At 64.8% G+C, this 19,273-nt stretch carries 16 protein-coding genes and 2 tRNA genes; 9 read left to right on the top strand and 9 right to left on the bottom strand.

The genetic code is table 11. The annotated features are described in order from the left end of the window. Window positions 1-175: 175 nt before the first annotated feature. The 6 genes from hppD (at window position 176) to MY55_RS15540 (ending at window position 4,613) form a co-directional block, all read left to right on the top strand. Window positions 176-1,252, top strand: a complete 1,077-nt coding sequence (gene hppD / locus MY55_RS15565; protein WP_043580310.1) for a 4-hydroxyphenylpyruvate dioxygenase — start codon at window positions 176-178, stop codon at window positions 1,250-1,252. 121 nt (window positions 1,253-1,373) lie between these two features. After that, window positions 1,374-2,507, top strand: a complete 1,134-nt coding sequence (locus MY55_RS15560; RefSeq protein ID WP_047236393.1) for a homogentisate 1,2-dioxygenase — start codon at window positions 1,374-1,376, stop codon at window positions 2,505-2,507. 175 nt (window positions 2,508-2,682) lie between these two features. Further along, window positions 2,683-3,660, top strand: coding sequence for a fumarylacetoacetate hydrolase family protein (locus MY55_RS15555; protein WP_043580314.1), 978 nt, complete (start codon window positions 2,683-2,685; stop codon window positions 3,658-3,660). Further along, the gene (maiA, locus tag MY55_RS15550) at window positions 3,653-4,297 is read left to right on the top strand and encodes a maleylacetoacetate isomerase (protein WP_065202641.1); all 645 of its coding nucleotides are present in this window, start codon (window positions 3,653-3,655) and stop codon (window positions 4,295-4,297) included. Before MY55_RS15555 ends, maiA begins: the two co-directional genes overlap by 8 nt. A gap of 157 nt (window positions 4,298-4,454) precedes the next feature. Continuing rightward, window positions 4,455-4,530: transfer RNA gene (locus MY55_RS15545), tRNA-Phe, on the top strand. A 7-nt stretch (window positions 4,531-4,537) separates the two neighbouring features. Then, window positions 4,538-4,613 (top strand) — tRNA-Phe (locus tag MY55_RS15540). A 97-nt stretch (window positions 4,614-4,710) separates the two neighbouring features. Here the strand turns inward: MY55_RS15540 and MY55_RS23630 are convergent. The 6 genes from MY55_RS23630 to MY55_RS15515 form a co-directional block, all read right to left on the bottom strand. Continuing rightward, window positions 4,711-6,246, bottom strand: coding sequence for a WD40/YVTN/BNR-like repeat-containing protein (locus MY55_RS23630; protein WP_157889333.1), 1,536 nt, complete (start codon window positions 6,244-6,246; stop codon window positions 4,711-4,713). 428 nt (window positions 6,247-6,674) lie between these two features. Then, the gene (locus MY55_RS15535) at window positions 6,675-7,862 is read right to left on the bottom strand and encodes an MFS transporter (protein WP_065202640.1); all 1,188 of its coding nucleotides are present in this window, start codon (window positions 7,860-7,862) and stop codon (window positions 6,675-6,677) included. A 157-nt stretch (window positions 7,863-8,019) separates the two neighbouring features. Continuing rightward, the gene (locus MY55_RS15530; protein WP_065202639.1) at window positions 8,020-9,408 is read right to left on the bottom strand and encodes a protein-tyrosine phosphatase family protein; all 1,389 of its coding nucleotides are present in this window, start codon (window positions 9,406-9,408) and stop codon (window positions 8,020-8,022) included. Between the two features lie 70 nt (window positions 9,409-9,478). Next, entirely contained in the window at window positions 9,479-9,883 is a 405-nt protein-coding gene (locus tag MY55_RS15525; RefSeq protein WP_043580321.1) for a CesT family type III secretion system chaperone, read from the bottom strand. Window positions 9,884-9,995: 112 nt separating this feature from the next. Further along, a complete protein-coding gene (locus MY55_RS15520; protein ID WP_052941372.1) occupies window positions 9,996-10,979 on the bottom strand; it encodes a hypothetical protein in 984 nt (327 codons plus the stop codon). Window position 10,980: 1 nt separating this feature from the next. Further along, window positions 10,981-11,421, bottom strand: a complete 441-nt coding sequence (locus tag MY55_RS15515; protein WP_047237716.1) for an InvB/SpaK family type III secretion system chaperone — start codon at window positions 11,419-11,421, stop codon at window positions 10,981-10,983. Between the two features lie 194 nt (window positions 11,422-11,615). Here MY55_RS15515 and MY55_RS15510 point away from each other — a divergent pair, with 194 nt between their 5' ends. Next, the gene (locus tag MY55_RS15510; protein WP_047243516.1) at window positions 11,616-12,413 is read left to right on the top strand and encodes a Cof-type HAD-IIB family hydrolase; all 798 of its coding nucleotides are present in this window, start codon (window positions 11,616-11,618) and stop codon (window positions 12,411-12,413) included. Between the two features lie 75 nt (window positions 12,414-12,488). On the opposite strand, the gene ptsG is transcribed toward MY55_RS15510, so the two are convergent. From ptsG to MY55_RS15495, 3 genes are all read right to left on the bottom strand, one after another. After that, window positions 12,489-14,252, bottom strand: coding sequence for a PTS glucose transporter subunit IIBC (gene ptsG, locus MY55_RS15505; protein ID WP_043580327.1), 1,764 nt, complete (start codon window positions 14,250-14,252; stop codon window positions 12,489-12,491). Between the two features lie 172 nt (window positions 14,253-14,424). Then, window positions 14,425-16,938 carry a phosphoenolpyruvate--protein phosphotransferase gene (gene ptsP, locus MY55_RS15500; RefSeq protein ID WP_065202638.1) on the bottom strand — a complete coding sequence of 838 codons (2,514 nt, stop codon included), beginning with the start codon at window positions 16,936-16,938 and terminating at the stop codon, window positions 14,425-14,427. A 445-nt stretch (window positions 16,939-17,383) separates the two neighbouring features. Then, complete coding sequence (locus MY55_RS15495; protein WP_043580331.1) at window positions 17,384-17,782, bottom strand: DoxX family protein; 399 nt, start codon at window positions 17,780-17,782, stop codon at window positions 17,384-17,386. Between the two features lie 102 nt (window positions 17,783-17,884). On the opposite strand from MY55_RS15495, the gene MY55_RS15490 reads away from it, so the two are divergent. Both MY55_RS15490 and MY55_RS15485 read left to right on the top strand, forming a co-directional pair. Next, the gene (locus tag MY55_RS15490; RefSeq protein WP_043580333.1) at window positions 17,885-18,769 is read left to right on the top strand and encodes a LysR family transcriptional regulator; all 885 of its coding nucleotides are present in this window, start codon (window positions 17,885-17,887) and stop codon (window positions 18,767-18,769) included. Next, window positions 18,766-19,149 (top strand): hypothetical protein, encoded by a 384-nt coding sequence (locus MY55_RS15485; protein ID WP_146008444.1) that lies wholly within the window; start codon window positions 18,766-18,768, stop codon window positions 19,147-19,149. The genes MY55_RS15490 and MY55_RS15485 overlap by 4 nt, the downstream gene beginning before the upstream one ends. Window positions 19,150-19,273 lie beyond the last annotated feature (124 nt).

Genomic DNA, 19,273 nt, shown 5'->3' with positions numbered 1-19,273 from the left:
CCTCTCCCTGCCTCGTCCCGCCCTGTCGAAACTGCCATCCTCCCGCCGCGCGGGAGGGAAGGCGGCCTGCTTACATAACGCGGTCCGCCTGCAGACGTTTACAAGTAGCGCTCATGCCGAGTCGATTGTCTGCGCAAGAAAATTCTTTCGCCAGACTATAACAGAGGAGAAACTGATGAAAATGGAAGCCATGCTGCAAAATCCGCTAGCCACCGACGGTTTTGAGTTCGTCGAATACACCGCCCCCGACGCCGAGGGCGTGGAGAAGCTGAACCAGCTGTTCCTGTCGCTGGGCTTCACCGAGGTTGCCCGCCACCGCAGCAAGGACGTGCGCCTGTATCGCCAGGGCGACATCAACTTCATCCTGAACGCCGAGCGCAGCCAGCCGGCCAGCGAGTTCGCCAAGGCGCACGGCCCGTCCGCTTGTGCGATGGCCTGGCGCGTCAAGGACGCCGCCAAGGCGTATGAATACGCGCTGTCGCACGGCGCCAAGCCGTATCAGCGCCCGGTCGGCGCGATGGAGTTGAATATCCCGGCGGTGCAGGGCATCGGCGGTTCCGCCTTGTACTTCGTCGATCGTTACGGCCAGGGCAAGGACATCTACGAGATCGACTTCGTGCCGCTGGAAGGCGTGGACCAGCACCCGTTCGGCGTCGGCCTGACCCTGATCGACCACCTGACCCACAATGTGGCGCGCGGCAATATGGCCACCTGGGCCGACTTCTACACTGGCATCGCCAACTTCCGCGAAATCCGCTACTTCGACATCGAAGGCAAGCTGACCGGCCTGGTGTCCAAGGCGATGACCAGCCCCTGCGGCAAGATCCGCATCCCGATCAACGAGTCGTCCGACGACAAGAGCCAGATCGAGGAATTCCTGCGCCAGTACAACGGCGAAGGCATCCAGCACATCGCGCTGACCACCGACGACATCTACGCCACGGTGGAAACGCTGAAGGCGCGCGGCACCCGCTTCCTCGATACGCCGGACACCTATTACGAAAAGGTGGACACCCGCGTGCCGAACCACGGCGAGGACGTGGCCCGCCTGAAGAAGAACAGCATCCTGATCGACGGCGCGCCGGTGGAAGGCATCCTGCTGCAGATCTTCACCGAAACCGTGATCGGGCCGATCTTCTTCGAGATCATCCAGCGCAAGGGCAACGAGGGCTTCGGCGAAGGCAACTTCAAGGCTCTGTTCGAGTCCATCGAGGAAGATCAGATCCGCCGCGGCGTGCTGAAGGCCGATTGATCCTACGCTTTGCCGCGCCAGCCCGTCCGGGAGCCTCCCCGACGGGCGCGCGGCGTCGCGCCGCTTATCCCTTGCAATGCGCCGGCCAACGCGGCATGGCCGGACGGACAGGACATCAAACATGCGTAAATGGATCAGTTACCCCCACCGCGAAGGCACGTTCTCGCGCCAGGCCCACGCCGATTTTCCGGCCGAGGCCATTTACGAGCGGGAAGTCGGCCGCAGCGGCTTCTTCGGCCCGGCCACCCATCTGCACCACAAGCACCCGCCCACGGCCTGGAGCGCGTGGGAGGGCCCGTTGCGCCCGCGCGCCTTTGACCTGAACGAGCTGCCGCACGGCGCGCCGGCGCCGTGGGACGCGCCGCTGGTGTTGCACAACGCCCAGTGCAAGCTGCGCATCTGGCGCTGCGAGCAGGCGATGACCCAGCTGTTCCGCAATGCCGACGGCGACGACCTCTTGTTCATCCACGCCGGCAGCGGCGAATTGTTTTGCGATTACGGCCACTTGAGCTACCGCGACGGCGACTACATCCTGGTGCCGCGCTCCACCAGCTGGCGCATCGAGCCGGCCAGCCCGACCACCATGCTGCTGGTCGAGACCAGCAACGGCGCTTACCAGCTGCCGGAAAAAGGCCTGGTCGGTCCGCACGCGATCTTCGACGAGGCGGTGCTGGACGTGCCGGCGATCGATGATGTCTTCAAGGCGCAGCAGACGGAGGACGAATGGCAGGTGGTGATCAAGCGCCGCGGCGCGCTGTCCATCGTCACCTATCCGTTCAATCCGCTGGATGCCATCGGCTGGCACGGCAACAATTCGGTGGCGCGCGTCAACTGGCGCGACATCCGCCCGCTGATGAGCCACCGCTACCATCTGCCGCCGTCGGCCCACACCACCTTCGTCGCCGACGGCTTCGTGATCTGCACCTTCGTGCCGCGGCCGATCGAGTCCGACCCGGGCGCGCTGAAAGTGCCGTTCTATCACAACAACGACGATTACGATGAAGTGATCTTCTACCACGCCGGCGACTTTTTCAGCCGCGACAACATCAAACCTGGCATGCTGACCTTCCACCCGGCCGGCTTCACCCATGGCCCGCACCCGAAGGCCTTCGCCAAGGCGATGACCGAGCCGAAGAAATTCACCGACGAAGTGGCGGTGATGATAGACGCCCGCGACGCCCTGGAGCAGGGGCCGGGCCTGGCCAGCGTCGAGTGGCAAGGATACGTGGACAGCTGGAAGCCCAAGCCGGTTTGAGGCCAGCGCCGCAGAGCGGCCCGACCTTGGCGCCGAGAGGCTTGCGGTACGATGGCTACCGCTGAGCTTCTCCCGCCGACCGAGGCCCGCTCGCGGCGCAAGCGCGCTCAGGCCAAGCCGGAAAATGGATATAGAGGAACGGCCCGCAGCGGCCGCTAGCAGAAAGAACATCAAGATGAAATTAGCCACTTATCACAACCACACCCGCGACGGACAGCTGATGGTGGTCAGCCGCGATCTGACCCGCGCGGTGGCCGTTTCCGCCATCGCCGCCACGCTGCAGGGCGCGCTGGACAACTGGGCGCAGGCCGCGCCGCGCCTGCAGGAAGTCTACGCCGCCCTGAACCAGGGCAAGGTGCCGGACGAGGTCGCCTTCGACTCCGGGCGCTGCCTCAGCCCGCTGCCGCGCGCCTACCAGTGGGCCGACGGCAGCGCCTACCTGAACCACGTCGAGCTGGTGCGCAAGGCGCGCGGCGCCGAGGTGCCGGAAAGCTTCTACACCGACCCCTTGATGTACCAGGGCGGCTCCGACGCCTTCCTCGCCCCGACGGCCGGCATCCCGCTGCGCGACGAGGCCTGGGGCCTGGATTTCGAGGGCGAGGTAGCGGTGGTCACCGGCGACGTGCCGCTGGGCGCGCCAGCCGATGAGAAGCACATCCGCTTGCTGATGCTGGTCAACGACGTGACGCTGCGCAATCTGATCCCGCCTGAGCTGGCCAAGGGATTCGGCTTCTTCCAGAGCAAGCCGGCCACCGCCTTTTCACCGGTCGCCGTCACGCCGGACGAGCTGGGCGACGCCTGGCAGGGCGGCAAGGTGCATCTGCCGCTGTTGGTCGACTACAACGGCGCGTTCTACGGCAAGCCCGATTGCGGCGTGGAGATGCAGTTCAGCTTCCCGCAGCTGGTGGCGCACGTCTCCAAGACCCGCGAGCTGGTCGCCGGTTCCATCGTCGGCTCCGGCACCATCTCCAACAAGGACCGCAGCGTCGGCTCCTGCTGCCTGGCCGAACAGCGGATGATAGAAACCATCGAGCAGGGCGCGGCGAAGACGCCGTTCATGAAGGTGGGCGACACGGTGCGCATCGAGATGAAGAGCGCGGCCGGCGACAGCATCTTCGGCGCCATCGAGCAAACCGTGGTCGCCCATGGCTGAACGCGTCCTGTACGGCTACTTCCGCTCCAGCGCCGCATACCGCGTCCGCATCGCGCTGAACCTGAAGGGACTGGCTTACCAGTATCGGGCGGTGAACCTGCTCAAGGGCGAGCAGCGCAGCGCCGACTATCTGGCGATCAACCCGTACGGCCTGGTGCCGCTGCTGGACGATGGCGGCGTGCAGATCGCGCAGTCCTTGGCGATCTGCGAATACCTGGACGAAGCCTATCCGGACACGGCGCGGCTGCTGCCGGCCGAGCCGGCGGCGCGGGCGCGGGTCCGTTCGATCGCGCTGGCCATCGCGGCGGACATCCACCCCTTGCAGAACCCTAGGGTGGGCAAGTTCCTGCAGGCCGAGCACGGCGCGAGCGAAGAGGGCAAGACCGAGTGGATCCGCCACTGGATCCGCACCGGCTTCGACGCGCTGGAGCGGCAGCTGGCGCAGACTGCCGGCCGTTATGCGGTAGGCGACGCGCCGACGCTGGCTGACGTGTGCCTGCTGCCGCAGGTATTCAGCGCGCGCCGCTTCGGCGTGGACCTGGCGCCGTATCCGACCATCGTCCGCATTGCGGAGGCGTTGGAGGCGCTGCCGGCATTTGCCGACGCGCATCCTGCCAAGCAGCCGGACGCGGTGTAAGTGTTTGATCCGGCAGCCCGGGCGCGTTGAGCGGCCGGGCTGTTTGTGTTTTCAGGCGGAGGGCGAGCCGTTTTTTTGCAATTATGCCTTGACTCAAAAGCCGTCCTCTGATTAAATGCATGGCTCTGACGGCGCGACAGCGCGGGCAGACAGATGTGGCCAGTTAGCTCAGTTGGTAGAGCAGCGGATTGAAAATCCGCGTGTCCGTGGTTCGATTCCGCGACTGGCCACCACAACTTAGGCCAGTTAGCTCAGTTGGTAGAGCAGCGGATTGAAAATCCGCGTGTCCGTGGTTCGATTCCGCGACTGGCCACCAGATTACGACGCCCAGCAAGCAATTGCTGGGCGTTTTCCATTTGGGATCGGCTTAATTCGAGGCGGACCGAAACGGTCCGCTTGGCGCTGCTTAACGGTCAGTCCTTTGTGTTATTTTGCCTTGAGTCGTAGCTCGTGACTTCAGTACTCCAGGTAGCTCCTCCATCATTCGAATATTGGATGTCCTCAACTCCGTTAATGCTATTCGATACGCTGATCAGGCCTGCCGTCGGCATGACCCAGATGTGATCGCGCAATATCAGCTGATCGCTGTAAATCTTGCTCCAGTTGCTACCATCGTCACTGCGGTAAATGCCGGTATCGCCGAATACGCCACCGCTTTCCAAAATCTGGCCTGATGGCAGAATGATGGGAGCGGAAGCTTTGACGGTATAGGGGGAGTGAGTTTCTTTCCAGTTGGCTCCGCAATCTGAGCTGTAATGGGTTTTGGCGAATACTCCCGCAATTCCTAAGCCTACCTGAGTTAGCACGCCGACCGACTTTGTCGGTCCACCGGCCACTGAGATGATATAACGCTTTTCAGGAGTATCATTTTGGCGCCATTGCTTTTGCGCATAGTCATAGCAGGCAATCACTCGGACCGAGCTTGATGCATAACCAATACCGCCAGGATAGTGCCATAGCCATAATATTCCTGCCGGATTTTCTCTTGCAATTTTCCAGTTTCCATTTTCCAATTGATTGGATTCATACAAGGATACTTTTCCAGGCAGCTGGACTCCGACAAACCAGTGTTTTTGATCTGGAGAACTGTCTATGAAGAAATAATTTCCAAGAGGAAGATTTCCTCGGTCGATAGGCAAGGTTTTGCCATCCATGCGCACTTTGAAAAAACTACCGAACTCACCGACGGCAACCGCCATATAGGGCTGGATGGGATAGGGAGTGGTGAATAGAATGGAATTGAGTTCACCAGTTCTTCCAATCAGTTTCCAGTGGCCAGAATCTTGGCGTACCAATATGCTGCCAAACCTTGACCCACCTATTATCCTATGATCAGCTAATTCGCTAAAGCCGCCAGCCCCTTGCGGTCTGCTGAGCGCGTATGCCTCAATGCGGTCTGTTGGCTCGGTTTTCAGCCAGCCTGTTGATGAGGCTTGTTGATAGAGACTTTGGTATGACGGCGCCGCAAGCGCTACTAATTTTCGGTTGTCTTTTTCATGAAGACTGCGTCCAAAGGCTACTTTGTAGTTGATCGCTGTCAGAATAAGTCGACCAAGATCTGAGGTTTTCCCTGGTTCAACGCGAAAATCTCCAACTAGCTCTCGCTGTCCTGGAGATACTGACAAAAATTTCAATTGAGCACGCAAGTAGTCAAGTTTATAGGTTCCAGCTGGAAGGGTGCCAATATAAAGTGCAGTATCTTTTGAGAGGCCTGGAACGATATTCTTGAGCTGATATTTTTTATTAAATCCTGATGTGGGATCCTCATTTCTGGTCAGTTCAATAAGCTCAATGGGCGGTACTTCACCAGTATTGATGGTGAGCGATAAGATGACAGTTCCAGATTGGCTATCTGGTTTTTCATTTAAAGGATCGCCAGCGAGCTGTGTGCTTGTGCATGCGCTCAATAAGGTTAGAGTCAGAAGACTGGCTAATAAACGGGTTTGCATGTCAATATCGCTTTCTTCTATGTTTTGACTAGCATGGATAGGCTAGTCTGATGTGCGAATTCACGGTTATGGGCTACACGCTACTGGAGTAGTCCGCGGAGTGGATGAAATCCCGCGGTTTAGGAGTTTCATGAAAATTGTATCGTATTGTCGCATCGGATTGCGGGGCAGATCCGAGGTGATATCGAGTGGTCCACGTGTCGGTCGTGAGTATGGATATTCGTGAGCGATTGGACGTATCGATGCAATGTGTAAGCGAGGACGGAGCCGTATGCGCCTCGTGGGCTGCAAACTATGCTTGTGCAGGCTTGTGAGAGCATTAAAATTTCTCAGTGTGAAATTCTATATACAGACAGGATGGATTTGCCAGAGTCAAAAAGCCACAACTCATGCGGGTTCGGCCTTTAACATTGCTTCAGGCAGGGCTTTCAGCAAGCGCTTTTCGTGGGTACTACGCGCGGTTGCAAGGCGGCGATCGATAGCGAGGCGAGGCCAGCCGCCAGCGCCAGGCTCAGGCCGGCCCGGGCGCCGTAGGCGTCGGTCGCCAGGCCGCACAGCGAGGCGCCGCCGGCGACGCCCAACTGGATGCCGGTGACCAGCCAGGTCAGGCTTTCGGTCAGACGCGCGCGCGGCACGGCCTTTTCCACCATTTCCATCGCGACGATCAGCGTCGGCGCGAAGGACAATCCCGACAACAGCATCACCGCCGCCAGCCATATCACATTCGGCGCCAGCGCGATCAGGGTGGAACTGGCCGCGGTGGCCAGGCAGCAGCCCAGCAGCAGCCTACCCAGCGGCAGAGCCGGCTTGAGCGCGCCGAAGGCCAGTCCGCCTATGCCGGAGCCCAGCGCGTACAGCGCCAGCACCCAGCCGGCTGCGGCGGGCTGGCCCTGCGCCTTGGCGAAGGCCACCGAGGCGACGTCTATGGTGCCCGCGATGGCGCCCAGCGTGCCCATCAGCAAGGCCAGAACCGGCACCGGCCGCAGGAAGAGCGCCGGACGGCGGCTGTCCGACGTGATGGGATGGGGCGGCGGCTCGGTGGCTTTCTGGCGTAGCAGCGCGGAAACACTGAACAGGATCAGCAGCGCGGCCAACAGCGGGCCGGCTTCGGGAAACCAGGCCATGCACAGGCCTATCGACAACGGCGGACCCATGACGAAGGCGGTTTCGCTCAAGACGCTGTCCAGCGCGAACGCTGTCGGCAGCAGCGGCTGGCCTTCCAGCAGTCGCGCCCAGCGCGCGCGGGTCATCGCCGGGATGCTGGGCAGGCAGGCAGCCGGCGCCGCGCACAGGTACAGCGTCCACGCCGGCGCGTGCAGATGGTTGCACAGAATCAGCGCCAGCAGCGCGCAAGCGCCGATGCCGGTGGCCGGCGGCAGCACCCGGCTTTGGCCGTAGCGGTCGGCCAGCCGCGATACCTGCGGCGCCAGCAGCGCGGAGGCCAGCGTCAAGGTGGCGGCGACCGCGCCGGCGAGGCTATAGCTGTTACGGCTCAGCGACAGCATGGTGATGACGCCGACGGCCACCATGGTGCCGGGCAGGCGCGCCACCCAGCCGGCCAGCGCAAGCTCGGCGACACCCGGCGTGCGGAACAACTGGCCGTATCGATTGCTCATGGATTCTCCTTGCGGCGCGGCGGCGGGATGTGGGGGGCAATGGGTCAAGCTATCCGTCCCTTATGTCTTTGTCAATTTGCGGATGATAGGCATTAGGCTGCCGGCAGCCATGAAAAAAGCACGCCAACAGGCGTGCTTTTTCCGTTTGCCGGCAGGCTTAGCGCGGATGGCGGGGCGGCAGCGGCGGGGCGGTATTGGCGTATATCGGCTGATTGCCGGCGGCGGCCGGCTGGGAGGCGACGACGGCGCGGCCCTGTTGTTGGGCCAGGTCGGCCAGCGTATTCAGCTGCTCCGCCGTCTGCACCATCAGGTGGTTGCGGCTGCGGCGCATGTCGCCGACGATGGACTCCAGACTGGACGCGCCGGGCTTCAGCAGCTCGGTGGCGGCGATCAACTGGCCGGTACGGCCGACGCCGGCGCGGCAGTGGATCACCGGCAGCAGCTTGTCCGGGTCGTTCAGCGCGCTGCTGTTGCCGCGCTGGTAGACGCCGATCTGCTTCTCCTTCACCGCGTTGACGTGTTCGGCCAACGCTTTCAGAGCGACCGGGCCTTGGGCGCCGAAATCAGCCCAGTTGGGCACGTGCAGCACCGGGATGGAGATTTTCTTGCCGCCGCCGTCCTGCACCGCCAACTGGTAGGCGCGCACTTCCAGGCCGCCCGCCAGTTGGCTATGGCTGCCTTCGCGCGCGCTGACGGCCACCTTGCCGTATTGGCCGCTTTGCGAGAAGTAAGGCGGCAGCGGATTGCCGCCGCCCTGGCTCTTGGCGATGTCGTGGTCGGAGGCCAGCACCACCAGCACCGGAGTGCGGTTGGCGGCCAGCATGCCGAAATAGCTCTCCAGCTGGCCCGCCGTCGGATATTGGCTGGCGATGGCGACATTGGCGCCGCCCACCTGCACGCGGTTGGCCGGCAGCTGCGCGCCGTCCGGCGCCCGCACCAGGGTGGCGGCGGCGGTGGGGATGTCGCGGAAGCGCGCGCCGGCCAGGTCATTGATGAAGGCCGCGCCGCTGGCGGCCGGGCCGGCTTGCTGTTGCAGCTGGCTGGACAGGCCGACGCGGTTGTCGCTGCTGCCCAGCGCGCGCGCCAGCGCGGCCTGCGGGTTTGCCGGCGCGGCGGCGGGCTGCGGTGCCAGTTTCAGATGCTGCAGGCCGCGGCGCTGGCTCAGCGAGGCGGCTTCCTGGCGCGGCGGCTGCTGGTCAGCCCAGCGCAGATGCGGCTTGGCGCCGGCGTCGGTCCGCTGCGCCAGATCCTGCGGGCTGGGACGGGTGTGGCTGTTGGCGCGGGTGTTCAGCCGCGTCACCAGGTCGAGCAGGCGGATGTCGCGCGGGCGCTCTTGCGGCTCCAGCAAGTGGTTCTGGCGCAGGAACTGCTGCGCGCGGCGGGTCTGGTCCGGGTGCAGCAGGTAGGAGCGGCCGGTGTAGACCACCAGGCTGCCGTCCTTGCGGATGCCGATGCGGGCGCTGTCGGCGCGCAGGCCGGCGCCCAGTTCGTTCAGCTGGGACAGGTTGGGCCGGATCATGTGAATGCCGGTGTGGATGGTGCTCATCTGGCTTCTTTCTTAGCGGATTGCCCAAAGGGCTTATGGCGGCGCGGGCGAGCGGCCCGGCGCCGGAGATTCAGCGCGCGGCGGCGGCGCTGTCCAGCAGCGCTTCGGCGCGGGCGATCAGCGCGTCGAAGGCGGCGGCGAGCTGCGGCAGGTCGAGGCCGCGGCACGGCAGGCGCAGCCAGCAACACAGCCGCTGTTCGGCATCCAGCGCCGCTACCGGCTGCCAGGACTGGCCGCACAGCTGGTTGCCGCGCAAAGCCTGCGCCAGCAGCGGGTCGGCGTCACGCAGCGGATGTTCGCCCAGCTCGGCCTGCATGAACCAATGGTCTTGGTCGATGGCGCCCAGGTGGACGGCGAAGCGCTGCTCCACGGTCAGGCTGATCACTTCCTGATGGCTGGCCGGCACGATGGCGTCGAAGCCCAGGTGTTGCAGCAGTTCATTGGCGCAATGGTGGAAGGCGGCGAGGTCTGGCATGGTGCGGAATCCTGGCCCGGTACTGGCGGGCGTTATCATGTAAATGAGCGAATTCTTATTCAGCCGACCAAAGCCGGCTTCCAGAATTCGCTCATGACGACGCAGACGCGGCTTACTTGCGCGGAGTGAATACCTGCTTCAGCTCCGACGCCCGGCTATCGGCGGCGCCAGGCAGGCGGCGCGAGCTGTGGCCGATCTGGCTGAAGGTCACGCCGGCGCCGTGGTAGCCGGCGACCTCCGGCTGTTTGAAGCCCTGCTTGGCCAACTCGTCGCTCAGCGATTGGGCGAAAGGCTGGCTCAGCACCGGCCGTTTGCCGAACAACTGCAGGAAGCCCGGGCGCGGTCCCAGCGCCGGCGCGGCGGCGCGGCCCAGGTCTGCCGGGTGGAAGGAGGTCGGCTCGCGGGTGTCGGCGCTGAAGCAGGCGGTGGCGCGGAAATCGCGGAAGGCGCGGTCCAGGCCGCCGGCTGCCAGCTGTTGCGCCACATCGGCGGACGTGGCCTTGCCCTGGGTCACCTGCTGGTCGGCCGCCAGGATGTCCATGCCCGGGCCGCCGTGGCCGACGATGTAGATCTTGTCGCGCTGCGGCTGCAGCCGGCCCAGCTCCGCGCCGTGCTCGTTGCTGCGGATCTCCATCCGCTGCAGCACGTCGGCCTGGCGGGCGAAGGTGGCAGAGGCCTGCATCGCCTTGTCGAATTCGGCCGGGCCGATATGCTGGCGCAGGACGTCTTGCGACAGATTGTGCTGTTGCTGCAATTTGCGGATTTGGTCGGGAAACAGCGAGCCCTTGCCGCGCAGATCCTGAACCTGCTGCTGCTGCAGCTGCTGCAGCCGGACATGGGCCTGGTCGTCCTGCGCGATCAGCGGCAGCAGTGGTTTGCCGTTTTGCTCGCGCACCAGGTTCTTGCCCAGGCTCTGGGTCACCACGTCGCCGGCGGCGAACGGCGCGTAGATCACCGCTTGGCGCGACGATGTCGGGCCGGGGAGCGGGCTGCTTGTCAGCCCGGTTGGCTGGCCGGCGCGCGGAGCGGCCGGGGTGGAGGGCGAGGCGGCGCGCTGGGCGCCGCCGGCGTGGGAAATCGTGGTGATGCCCGGCATGTCATTCTCCCGTCAGGTTCAGCGTCTGGCACAGCGCGCGCAGCCGCTCGATGAAAGCGGCCAGCACAGGCTGCAGCCCGCCATCGCGGCTCAGGCAGTCCAGCCTCACCAGCGCTTTCAATTCATAACCGTGCTCGCCGCGTCCCAGCGCTAGCTGGCCGCTTTCCACGTCTTCCACCGGCTCCAGCAGGATGGCCAGCGTCTCGGCCGCCATCGCGTGCAGCCTGGCTTCGGACAGGCCGGGCAGAATGCTCCATACCCACAGGCGGTCGTCCAGCGCCGACACCATCACGTCGGGCAGCGCTTGCAGCTGGATGGCGAGGGTGGCGTGCTGGTCCACGTCGGCCAGCCGTCCTTCGGGGCAGCCAAGCTGGATCACGGCCTGGCGCAGCAAGGCGTCCAGGCTGGCGCCGCTGTGGGCGGCAAGGGAAAGCGGGTTCATGCGGCGGGCTCCTGGCCGGCGCGAAAGGGCCGGCACGGTTGCCAGCTTGCCCGCGGCGGCGGGCGCCGGCTTGCAAAAAACGTCCGCGCCAGAATGGGCCGCATTGGCGTTTACGCAACTCGCGGCGCTGCCGTCAGTCTGATTGTTAGCGCTATCAGCGTATAATCAAACACTTCCGCCGCACCGGAGTTCGCATGTCTTACCGTTTCATCGCTTCAGATCTCGACGGCACGCTGCTGGACCAGCACCATGCCGTCAATTCCCTCACCGCCGCCACCTTGCAGAGCCTGGAAGCCCGCGGGGTGCAATTCGCGCTGGCCACCGGCCGCCATCACCTGGACGTGAAGGGCATCCGCGACGCGCTGGGCGTGCGCGCCCACCTGATCACTTCCAACGGCGCCCGCATCCACGACCCGGACGGCAGGCTGATCCACCGCCAGGACATCGCGCCGCAGCTGGTGCGGGCGCTGGCGCAGCCGGAATACGCCGCCGGCTCCATCCTCAATTTCTATCTGGACGACGAGTGGCTGATCGATCAGCCCTGCCAGTCCTTCCTCGACATGCACCGCGATTCCGGCTTGAGCTACCGGGTAGACAATCTGGCCGAGCATGACGGCGTCGGCGTCGGCAAGGTGCTGTACATTGGCGAGCACGCGCACCTGCTGCGGGTGGAGGAGGCGTTGCAGCGGCGCTTCGGCGACCAGCTCTACATCACCTTCTCGCTGGAGAACTGCCTGGAAGTGATGGCGGCGGGCGTCTCCAAGGGCCACGCGCTGCGGCTGGTGCTGGGCCGGCTGGATATCGATCCGGCGCATTGCCTGGCTTTCGGCGACGGCCAGAACGACGTGGAGCTGCTGCGCGCCGCCGGGCATCCGCGCCTGATGGGCAATGCCCATCCGCGGCTCAGCAGCGAAATGCCGGACGCCCATCGCATCGCCAGCAACGCTGAATCCGGCGTGGCGCAGCACCTGCGCGAATTGTTCGCGCTGTGATCCCGTCCGCGCCGGCCGGCGCGGCAAAAAAACGCCAGCGCGAAGCTGGCGTTTTTGTTGGCGCTAAGACCGGTTTCAGGCTAGCAGCGCTGCGGCCAGCGCGGCCGCCTGATCGCCGACGATCAGGTGCAGCGTGCCCGGCGCGACCTGCATCACCGCCATGACGCCGGCGGAGCGGGCCGCGGCTTCGTCGAAGCGGGCGGCGTCCTTCAGTTCCACCCGCAGGCGGGTGTGGGCGATGGCTTCCACCTTGCCGAGGTTGGCGTTGCCACCCAGCGCCTGCTTCAGCGCGGCGATATCTGCCTTGGCGGCAGCCGCCGGCGCGGCGGGAGCCACCGCGACAGGCGCGGGGGCCGCAAGCGGGGCGGACGACAGCTCGGCATCGCTGCCGGCGCTGCGCAGATAGATGTCCATATCGGTTTTCAGGTTTTCCGACAGCGGCCCGAAAATGGCCTGGATGCCGTTGCCGACCACCACCACGCCGGAGGCGCCCATGGCTTTGAGCTTGGCTTGGTCAACTTTGGCGGTGTCCTGCACCGAGATGCGCAGACGGGTGATGCAGGCGTCCAGCGTGCGGATGTTGGAGCGGCCGCCGAAGGCCAGCACCAGTTCGCGCGCGCGCTGGTCTTCGCTGACGGCGCCGGCGGTTTCCAGGCTTTCATCTTCGCGGCCCGGGGTTTTCAGGTTGAACTTGGCGATCACGAAGCGGAACACGCCGTAGTAGATCACGAAGTAGATCGGGCCGAGGATGAACACATAGCCGGCGTGCTTGGCCTTGTCGCCGATCAGGTTGAACAGCACGAAGTCGATGCCGCCTTGCGAGAAGGTGAAGCCCATGTGCATGTCCAGCGTGTTGGCGATGAACTGGGCCGAGGCCACCAGGCAGGCGTGGATGAAGTACAGCACCGGCGCGACGAACAGGAAGGAGAATTCGATCGGTTCGGTGATGCCGGTGAGGAAGGACGCCAGCGCGGCGGAAATCATCATGCCGCCGACCTTGGCGCGGTTTTCCGGCTTGGCCGAATGCCAGATGGCGATGGCGGCGCCGGGCAGGCCGAACATCTTGAAGAAGAAGGCGCCGGCCAGTACGCCGGCGGTGCTGTCGCCGGCGAAGAAGCGGTTGATGTCGCCATGCACGTGCTTGCCGGTGGCGTCGACGAAGTCGCCCATTTCAAAGAAGAACGGCAAATTCCAGATATGGTGCAGGCCGAAGGGGATCAGCATGCGCTCGACGAAGCCGTACACGGTGGCGGCGGTGCGCGGGTCGCTGACGGCGGCCCAGTGCGAGAAGGTGGCGATGCCTTCGCCGATCGGACGCCAGATCACCGACAGCACCGCGCCCAGGCCGATGGCGCTGATGGCGGTGATGATGGGCACGAAGCGCTTGCCGGCGAAAAAGCCCAGGTAGGTGGGCAGATTGATCCGGTAGAAGCGGTTGAACAGATAGGCCGCCATGCCGCCGGCCAGGATGCCGCCGAACACGCCGGTCTGGATCGACGGCAGGCCCATGATGGTGGCGGTTTTCACGCCCATCAGGCCGGCCATCACGCCCAGGGTGACGGTGGTGACCAGGTGGCCGATCACCGCGGCGATGGCGGCGACGCCATCGTTCTCGGTGAAGCCGAGCGCCACCGCGACAGCGAAGATCAGCGGCAGGTTGCCGAAGATCACGTCGCCGGAGTTCTTCATCAAGGACAGGATCGCCAGAGCGACGCTGTTCGTGGTGTGGAAGTCGGTCGCGCCGATGCCGAGCAGCAGGCCGGCGACAGGCAGCACCGCGACCGGCAGCATCAGCGATTTGCCTATCTTCTGCAGAAAAGCGAATGATTGACTAAACATGATTATTATCCTGCTTTGACATGCTTATGGAATGTCGAGCGGCTGTGACGCCGTCCCCTCTATAAAGCCCTAGGCGCGCCAAATCCGCTGGCATGGCGCCGGACGGCACCGGGTCGCCCCGATGGTCTCCCCATCCGGCGCCGCGGACTTTGCCGCGCCGAGGCTTATTCTTTTAACGAGCGTGTTGGTTCAGGTGGTGGCGGACGTCGGTGACGGTGGACAGCGCCAGCACGGCGCGGGCCAGCTCGCGGCACTCGTCCAGGCTCCAGCGCGCCAGCGTGGCTTTCACCGAGGCGACGGCCGGAGTGCTGACCGACAGCTCGGTGACGCCCATGCCCACCAATAGCGGCGCGGCGCGTTCGTCGGAGGCCAGGCCGCCGCAGACGCCCACCCACTTGCCGTGGGCGCGCGCGCCGTCGCAGGTCATCGCTATCATGTTCAGCACCGCCGGGTGCAGCGCGTCGGCCTGCTTGGCCAGCTGCGGATGGCCGCGGTCCATCGCCAGCACGTACTGGGTCAGGTCGTTGGTGCCGATCGAGAAGAAGTCCACCTCGGGCGCGAAGCGCGCGGCCAGCACGGCGGCGGAAGGCACTTCCACCATGATGCCGACCTTGACGTCGGCGACGCCCAGCGCGGCTTGCTCTTCGGCCAGCACCGCCTTGGCGGCGCGCAGCTCTTCCAGCGAGGCCACCATCGGGAACATGATGTGCAGCTGGGTCAGAGGAGCCGCTTGCAGAATGGCGCGCAGCTGGGTGCGCAACAGGTCGGGACGGTCCAGGCTGACGCGGATGCCGCGCAGGCCCAAGAAGGGGTTGTCTTCCTTCGGCAGCGGCAGGTAGGACAAGGGCTTGTCGCCGCCCACGTCCAGCGTGCGCACCACCAGCGGACGCTCCTTGCCCAGCGCCTCGGCCACCGCGCAGTATTCGGCGGCCTGTTCGGCCTCGGTCGGCGCGGTGTCGCGGTTGTCGAACAGGAATTCGGAACGCAACAGTCCCACGCCCTCGGCACCCTTGGCCACCGCTTCGCGCGCGTCGGCGGCGTTGCGGATATTGGCCACCACGTCGATGCGCGCGCCGTCGCGGGTTTGCGCCGGCTGCATCGAGCCCTTGGCTTCGGCGGCGCGGCGCTCGGCCAGGCGGGCGATCTCGCGCTCGGCGGCGGCCAGGTCGTCGGCGCTAGGCGCGATGGCCAGCGTGCCTTCGCTGCCGTTGAGAATGACCTGGCGGCCTTCCGGCAGTTTCAGCGCGGCCTGGGAGATGCCGCAGATCGCCGGAATGCCCAGCGAGCGCGCCAGGATGGCGACGTGGCTGGTGGCGCCGCCGGTGCGGGTACAGAAGCCCATCACCTTGGACGGATCCAGCGCGGCGGTGTCGGAGGGCGCCAGATCCTCGGCGATCAGGATGGAGCCGGCCGGCAATTCCAGCGCGGCTTGCTTGACGCCGGCCAGCAGCGCCAGCACGCGGCGGCCGACGTCGCGGATGTCATTGGCGCGTTCGCGCAGCAGCGGGTTGTCCTGCGCCTCCAGGCGGGCGGAGTAGGCGCTGAAGGCGGCGCGCCAGGCCCAGCCGGCTGACTTGCCTTCGGCCAGGCCGGTATAGGTCAGCGCCAGCAGGTCGGGGTCCTGCAGCAGTTCCTGGTGCATGGACAGGATGGCCTGCTTGGCCGGGTCGGACAGCTGGGCCTTGACCAGCTCGATCTGGGCCGCGGCCTCTTCGGCGGCGCGGGCGAAGGCCTGCTGCTCGACATTGCCGCCCTTGCCCTGCTCGGGCACGTCGAATTCCTGCAGACGGTGATGGACGATGCGGCCGATGGCGATGCCGGGCGAAGCGCCGACGCCGGCCAGCTGGCTCTCGCTATCCTGTTGCTGGATGGCGATCGGCGCGGCGGCCGGGGCGGCCGGCGCCTCGTCGGCCTTCTCGCCGCAGCGCTCGTTCAGCAATTGGGTCAGCTCGGCGATGGCGATGGCGGCGTCGGCGCCCTGCGCGCGGATGCGCACCGCGTCGCCCAGCTTGGTGGCCAGGCCCATCACGGCCACCACCGACTTGGCATTGGCCTCCTTGTCGGCGAGGATCAGCTGGATGTCGGAGGAGAAACTCTTGGCCTTGCTGGCGAACACCGCGGCCGGGCGGGCGTGCAGGCCGGCCGGGTTGCCGATGGCGATGGCGGCCGACAGCTGCGGCTCGCCGCTCTGGACTTGCGCCGCGGCCTGGCCATTGGCCAGCGTCAGGCTGAGCACCACGTCGCGGCCGGCGTTCACCATGCCCCGGGCCGGCTGCATGCTGTGCACGCTGTCGCCATTGGTGACGATGATCTGGGTCAGCAGGCTGGCGGCGCGGCGGCCCACCTGGTCGATGTCGAAGTCGATCACGGCCTGGCCGGCGCTGACCTGCTGGCCCTGCTCGACCAGCGGGAAGAAGCCTTCGCCCTTCAGCATCACGGTGTCGATGCCGATGTGCACCATCACTTCCACGCCTTCGGCGGTGGTGATGGTCAGCGCGTGATGGGCGGAATGCAGATTGCTGACCACGCCGGCCACCGGCGCCAGCAGGCTGCCGGAGGTGGGGTCGAGCGAGATGCCGTCGCCGACCATTTTGCCGGCGAATACCGGGTCCGGGACGCTGTCCAAGGGGACCAGCCACCCGGAAAGGGGGGCCAGAACGTCGAGTCTTGGTGCGGTGGTGCCCATGAGTCACTCCTCAATTCGTGGATAATTCCAGTCGTTTTATTACGAGCGTCAATCAAGCCGATTAGTTTTGTTCCAGCATGCGGCCCCTTGAGCTTCTGCTGGGGCCCTGGCTTGTTCTGACAAGATTCCGACAATTATATACAGGCTTTCGCCAGGCAGCCGCGGCGACCTGGCTGATGCGTATCTTGCCAACTTTGTAGTTAAACTACAGACAAATCACGCAGCAGCTTGATGGCAATCAAGAAAATGTGCAAGTCAGAATTGTCCGGATTGCATGCTGCGGCGCAACATCCATTTCGGCTCTATGGAAATAGCGCTTGATTCTTGCGGGCTTGGCGAAAATGCGGGTCGGGAAGGCGTTGTTGCATTTTTGTATGGCAACTCTAAAACGGCGGCGGCAATGCGAAAAGCCCGCCTGGACGGCGGGCCTTGGGGGATGGATTGCTTATCGGGCGGCGGATTGGCTGCGGGCCGGTTCGCCCAGCAGGAACAGCGCCAGCGACGCGGCGATCAGGAAGGCGGGATATTCCCAGCCGCCGCCCTCGTTGGTGAACATCCAGCCCTTGGCGCCGTGCACCAGCGCAATGGCGCCGAGCAATTGCGGGATCAACAGCAGCGCGACCCAGCGCGCCTTGACGCCTGCCAGCAGCAACAGGCCGCCGCCGATTTCGATCACGATGGCGACATAGCCGAAGAAGCCGGGCAGGCCCAGGCTGGCGAAGTACTCGGCGGTGCCGGCGGGAGTGAACACGAACAGCTTCAGCGCGCCGTGGGCGAGATACATCAGGCCGAGGGACAGGCGCAGCAGCAGGGCGGCGAGCGCGGGGTTTTGCAGTCGATTCATGAAAAGCTCCAGGTCAGATTGGGTATGGCGTTATTTGACCATCGGCTTTATATTCAATAAATACGGCAAATTGAAAATCATTGTTCATTTTTAAGAAATAATATGGACCGCTTCTCTGAAATCCGCGCCTTCGTCGCGGTGGCCGAGCTGGGCAGCTTCGTCGCCGCCGCCGACAGGCTGGAGCTGTCGCGAGCGATGGTGACCAAGCTGGTGGCTTCGCTGGAAAACCGGTTGGGCGCTCGGCTGATGCACCGCACCACCCGCAAACTGTCGCTGACCGAGGCCGGCGAAACCTATCTGTCGCAGGCGGGCAGCCTGCTGGCGGAGCTGGACGAACTGGACGCGCTGCTGTCGCACGGCGCCAGCGAGCCGGTGGGGCGGCTCAGGGTGTCGGCGCCGGTGTCCTTCGGCATGCGCTACCTGGGCCGCATCATCGGCGGCTTCCACCAGCGCCATCCGCAGATAGAAGTGGAGCTCAGCCTCAACGACCGGCGGGTGGACCTGGTGGAAGAGGGCTTCGATCTGGCGCTGCGGGTGTCCAACCTCAGCGACTCCACGCTGGTGGCGCGCCGGCTGGCGCAGATCGACGATCTGCTGGTGGCTGCGCCGTCCTACCTCGCCCGCCACGGCGCGCCGGCGCATCCGTCGGAGTTGGCCGCGCATCAATGCCTGCTGTACGCGCTGACGTCGCAGCCCAATGTATGGGACTACCAAGCGCCGGATGGCAGCCGCGACAAGGTGAGGGTGAAGGGGCCGCTGAAGGCCAATAACGGCGATGTGCTGACCGATGCGGCCATCAACGGCATGGGCATCGTGCTGCAGCCGCGCTTCCTGGTGGAGCAGGCTTTGGCCGAGGGCAGCCTGGTAGCCATCCTGCAGGACTACAACTGGCATTGCCTGGACCTGTCGGTGGTTTACCCGGTGCGTCGGCATGTGCCGGGCAAGGTGCGGGTGTTTGTCGATTATCTGGCGGAGTTCTTCGCTTGAAAGGCCGCGGCGGCCGCGAGCAAGGCAGGAAAGGAAGGACGGCGGTGCGCAGGTTTTGCTTGTTGGCGGTGGCCGCGGCGGGCTTGAGTCTGCCGGCATTCGCCCTTGAGGCGAATTGCCGGCACATGGCGGCGCCGGCGTATCCGATACGGGCCGAGATGGACAAGATCGCAGGCGACGTGACGCTGGTTTTTCACACCGATGCCCGCGGCCGTTACGACGGCCGGGCAAGCATGGTGTTTTCCGCGACGATTCCCGAGGCTTACCGCGAGGATTTTCGTTTGGCGCTCGACGCCATGCTGGAGGAATATCGATGCCGGCCCAATGCCAACCTTCAACTCAAGTTGAGATTCGTGCCGGATGACGGCGCGCAGCGATAGCCGGCTCGCCGCGACTGCGGGAGGGGCGGGGTGTTGAAAATGTTCTAATAGAAAATATCCATATCAGTTCTATAACGGAAGCCGGCGCGGCGATTGCGCCGGACGGTATGGGAAGGAGATGGAT

It is taken from the genome of Chromobacterium subtsugae (assembly GCF_001676875.1).
Lineage (GTDB): Bacteria > Pseudomonadota > Gammaproteobacteria > Burkholderiales > Chromobacteriaceae > Chromobacterium > Chromobacterium subtsugae.
The sequence above is the reverse complement of the archived record's forward strand: the minus strand, read 5'-3'. Positions and strand labels throughout refer to the sequence as shown.

Coding starts and splice junctions, on each gene's coding strand:
- hppD (WP_043580310.1), top strand. CDS start 176: ATGAAAATGGAAGCCATGCTGCAAAATCCGCTAGCCACCGACGGTTTT.
- MY55_RS15560 (WP_047236393.1), top strand. CDS start 1,374: ATGCGTAAATGGATCAGTTACCCCCACCGCGAAGGCACGTTCTCGCGC.
- MY55_RS15555 (WP_043580314.1), top strand. CDS start 2,683: ATGAAATTAGCCACTTATCACAACCACACCCGCGACGGACAGCTGATG.
- maiA (WP_065202641.1), top strand. CDS start 3,653: ATGGCTGAACGCGTCCTGTACGGCTACTTCCGCTCCAGCGCCGCATAC.
- MY55_RS23630 (WP_157889333.1), bottom strand. CDS start 6,246: ATGCAAACCCGTTTATTAGCCAGTCTTCTGACTCTAACCTTATTGAGC.
- MY55_RS15535 (WP_065202640.1), bottom strand. CDS start 7,862: ATGAGCAATCGATACGGCCAGTTGTTCCGCACGCCGGGTGTCGCCGAG.
- MY55_RS15530 (WP_065202639.1), bottom strand. CDS start 9,408: ATGAGCACCATCCACACCGGCATTCACATGATCCGGCCCAACCTGTCC.
- MY55_RS15525 (WP_043580321.1), bottom strand. CDS start 9,883: ATGCCAGACCTCGCCGCCTTCCACCATTGCGCCAATGAACTGCTGCAA.
- MY55_RS15520 (WP_052941372.1), bottom strand. CDS start 10,979: ATGCCGGGCATCACCACGATTTCCCACGCCGGCGGCGCCCAGCGCGCC.
- MY55_RS15515 (WP_047237716.1), bottom strand. CDS start 11,421: ATGAACCCGCTTTCCCTTGCCGCCCACAGCGGCGCCAGCCTGGACGCC.
- MY55_RS15510 (WP_047243516.1), top strand. CDS start 11,616: ATGTCTTACCGTTTCATCGCTTCAGATCTCGACGGCACGCTGCTGGAC.
- ptsG (WP_043580327.1), bottom strand. CDS start 14,252: ATGTTTAGTCAATCATTCGCTTTTCTGCAGAAGATAGGCAAATCGCTG.
- ptsP (WP_065202638.1), bottom strand. CDS start 16,938: ATGGGCACCACCGCACCAAGACTCGACGTTCTGGCCCCCCTTTCCGGG.
- MY55_RS15495 (WP_043580331.1), bottom strand. CDS start 17,782: ATGAATCGACTGCAAAACCCCGCGCTCGCCGCCCTGCTGCTGCGCCTG.
- MY55_RS15490 (WP_043580333.1), top strand. CDS start 17,885: ATGGACCGCTTCTCTGAAATCCGCGCCTTCGTCGCGGTGGCCGAGCTG.